Raw genomic sequence first — 2,770 nt, forward strand, 5'->3', positions numbered from 1 at the left:
AGGCTCTCAGGTTTTTCGCGAGCAACCCCGCTCCCACAGAAAAGCAGATCTGTTTTCGCTCTGGTCGTTACCTAAATAACGGATATGCACACCGATCTAACTCAACAAAACAACACCGCCAGGCAACTCCGTACACTTGGCCCCATACGCATCGCGAATCAACAGCGCCACCCCCGCCAACTGATGCAGACTAAACCGCGCCTGCACCCGCCGCTTGCCCAACTGCGCATTCATCAGCAGCAACATCCCCGGCCGATAGCGATTGATCTCATCCACCACCGTCGCCAGCGTCGCATTGTCAAACACCAGCACCTGCTCCCGCCAAGCCACCACAGCCTGCACGTCCACCGCCACCGGCTCACCCACACCGCTGGCGTCATAAGTCAGCTGCCGCCCACCCTCAAGCCGAACCGTACGCCCCCCAACACCCACCAACAGCGCCCCATCAATACACGTCACACACACACTGTGATCCGTATTGCGCACATTGAACCGCGCCCGAGCCGCACTCAACCACCCTCCACCCGCCTGAACCTGAAGCGGCATCGCAGCATCGGCCAGCACCTCGACCTCCCCCTCCAACAACTCAATCCCACCCTCACGCCGGCTGATCCGCGTCTGCGTATTGAGCTCCAGCCGAACCCCATCACCCAACTCCACCCGCCGCTGCTCCCCGACCTCGGTGCGGTAATCCGCCGTCAACCCGGCAAACCCACCCGGCACCGTCACCCGCACCATCAACACCGCCGCCGACGCCGCAATCGCCCCGCCCAAAAACGCCCGCCGCCCAAAATGCCGCGGCCGGGAAAACTGCTCGGCGGCGGGAGCCAATTGCTGCCACAACACCTTGGCCTGCTCGAACGCCCGGGCATGCTCCGGGCTCTGGGCGCACCACTGGCGCAACGCCTTGGCATCAGCAACGGTGGCCCGGCCCGACGTCAGCAGCACCAGCCAGTCACGCGCTTCATCGTGCAGGGGGCTATTGGGCGCAGCACGGGCAGCGGAGAGGTTAAAAATGTTCAAGCGCGCAGGTACTCAACGGATTATCAGGGACTCAATCACTAAGACGGTTTTCCGGCCCCGGGACCGAACCGCTGGATTACTTTTCTTTCAAGGCGCTGCGCACAGTGGCCCAGCCCCGCCTTGATTTCCTTTTCGACCATGCGCGTGGAAATCCCGAAACGCCTGGAGATCTCCAGGTGTGGCGCCTCTTCCAGACGTGCCGCGATAAGGATCTGGCGCCGCCGCGCCGGCAGTTCGTAGAGGGCCTTGAGCAACGACTGGATTTCCCGCTGGCCACCCACCACCCGCGACGGGTCCTGGGCTTCATCGACGGTTTGCAGCAGCTCTTCGACTTCGCTGCCGGTCAACAGTCGCGCATCCGCCTGGCGTCGGTCAGCGGCGATGTTCAGCGCCATTCGATACAGGTAGGCATTGGGTTGCGCCAGGTTCGGCGGTACGTCCATGCGGTCGACCCGCAGGTAGGTCTCGTGCAGCACGTCGTTGGCCAGGTCCTCGGACCCGAGGCGCTTGCGCAGGCGTACCTTGAAGTCCTCGTAGGACGCCAGGAACAGGCTGACCATCATGCTGTGGCCGGTGTCTTTCATGCCCCGGAAACTCCTTCCCCTGCTGTGCATTCCATGCGTGTTCCTGTTGAATCGGGCATCAAAAGTAAGGTCACCGGCAAGCGCAGCGAACTGGGTGCCGGACGTTCGACCCGGGTGGTGCCCAGGCCGCGTACCAGCGCTTCGTCACGCTGCAGGTCACCGGTGGAGCTGACCAGGCGGCTGTGTTCGATCACCCCGTCACCGTTGACCCACACCTGCACCAGCGCCCGGAAACTGCCGGGGCGGGTCAGCGGCGAACGGCACAAACTGCGTTCGATCGCCTGCTGCAAGGCCGCGGCATAGCTGTTGTTGATCCGTGCTGCATGCCCTGCCTTCAGCCCCCGCGTCGTGGCCGGCTGGCTGACCTCGGGGGCTTGCAGGGTGAATGCATCGCTGCGGGCATAACGCGCCATCAGGCCACTCCCTGTCAGCAGCAGGCCCAGGGCTTGCTGCGCACTGTAGCGGCCATGCACGCCGATGGAGCGCCGGCCCCGGGTCAACTCGCGGTCCACCAGCACCGCCATGCCGGTGGCATGGCTGAACGCCTGCAGGGCGCTATCCAGGTTCTGCGCGGGCAGGTCCAGGGTCACTTCGGCGCGCACGGCCTGCGCCAGCCCCAACAGCAGAGCCAGGCAGCAGCCCGCGCGCCTCCAAGCCCCCCTGCTCAGCATCGCAACACGTCCGACATAGCCTACAAAACCGTCATCCTGAGGCCAGTTTATGAACCTGATGTTACGGTGCCAGCAAAAAAAACATCACGGTGACGGGCAGCCCGCTGCACTACACTTTTGAGCCATACCGGCCCATTTCCCAGGGCTCGCCAGGAGGCACCGATGAACCTGTTCCCGACCCTCGCCAGCCTGTTGCTGTGTGCTGCCCTGCCACTGATGGCCCACGCCGAAGGAACGCCGAATGGCTGCACCGAGGTCAACGTGGATGGCTACAAGGCACCGGACTATGGCTGCCTGAGCCAGCAGATGGGCAACCACCCGGACGCCGCCAAGGCCACGCAAAAGAACCAGCAAGCGCAACAGGTGCCCATCGACAAACGCAAGCCGAACCAGATCGGGCTCTCTACACCCGCAGCGACCAGTGTGCGCATGGGCAATACGTTCGGTACTTCGGTGAAACCCCAGCGGCCTTGATCGCCGCTTGTCCCCCCC

The 2,770-nt window shown here is 63.8% G+C and carries 4 protein-coding genes; 1 reads left to right on the forward strand and 3 read right to left on the reverse strand.

What is annotated here, in order from left to right:
* Positions 1–96: 96 nt before the first annotated feature.
* From AC3WKX_RS34155 to AC3WKX_RS34165, 3 genes are read right to left on the reverse strand one after another with little or no spacing between them, the layout of a single operon-like run.
* The gene (locus tag AC3WKX_RS34155) at positions 97–1,023 is read right to left on the reverse strand and encodes a FecR family protein (protein WP_102605757.1); all 927 of its coding nucleotides are present in this window, start codon (positions 1,021–1,023) and stop codon (positions 97–99) included.
* Positions 1,024–1,061: 38 nt separating this feature from the next.
* Complete coding sequence (locus tag AC3WKX_RS34160) at positions 1,062–1,607, reverse strand: RNA polymerase sigma factor (RefSeq protein ID WP_102605758.1); 546 nt, start codon at positions 1,605–1,607, stop codon at positions 1,062–1,064.
* Entirely contained in the window at positions 1,604–2,278 is a 675-nt protein-coding gene (locus tag AC3WKX_RS34165; RefSeq protein ID WP_102605759.1) for a secretin and TonB N-terminal domain-containing protein, read from the reverse strand. The genes AC3WKX_RS34160 and AC3WKX_RS34165 overlap by 4 nt, the downstream gene beginning before the upstream one ends.
* 162 nt (positions 2,279–2,440) lie before the next feature.
* On the opposite strand from AC3WKX_RS34165, the gene AC3WKX_RS34170 reads away from it, so the two are divergent.
* Positions 2,441–2,752, forward strand: a complete 312-nt coding sequence (locus AC3WKX_RS34170; protein ID WP_087694900.1) for a hypothetical protein — start codon at positions 2,441–2,443, stop codon at positions 2,750–2,752.
* Positions 2,753–2,770: the final 18 nt, after the last annotated feature.

The sequence above is a fragment of the Pseudomonas sp. GP01-A4 genome, assembly GCF_058780865.1.

What these genes read in the sequence shown, in the direction of transcription:
- AC3WKX_RS34160 (WP_102605758.1), bottom strand. Translation starts at nt 1,607, where the DNA reads ATGAAAGACACCGGCCACAGCATGATGGTCAGCCTGTTCCTGGCGTCC.
- AC3WKX_RS34165 (WP_102605759.1), bottom strand. Translation starts at nt 2,278, where the DNA reads ATGCTGAGCAGGGGGGCTTGGAGGCGCGCGGGCTGCTGCCTGGCTCTG.
- AC3WKX_RS34170 (WP_087694900.1), top strand. Translation starts at nt 2,441, where the DNA reads ATGAACCTGTTCCCGACCCTCGCCAGCCTGTTGCTGTGTGCTGCCCTG.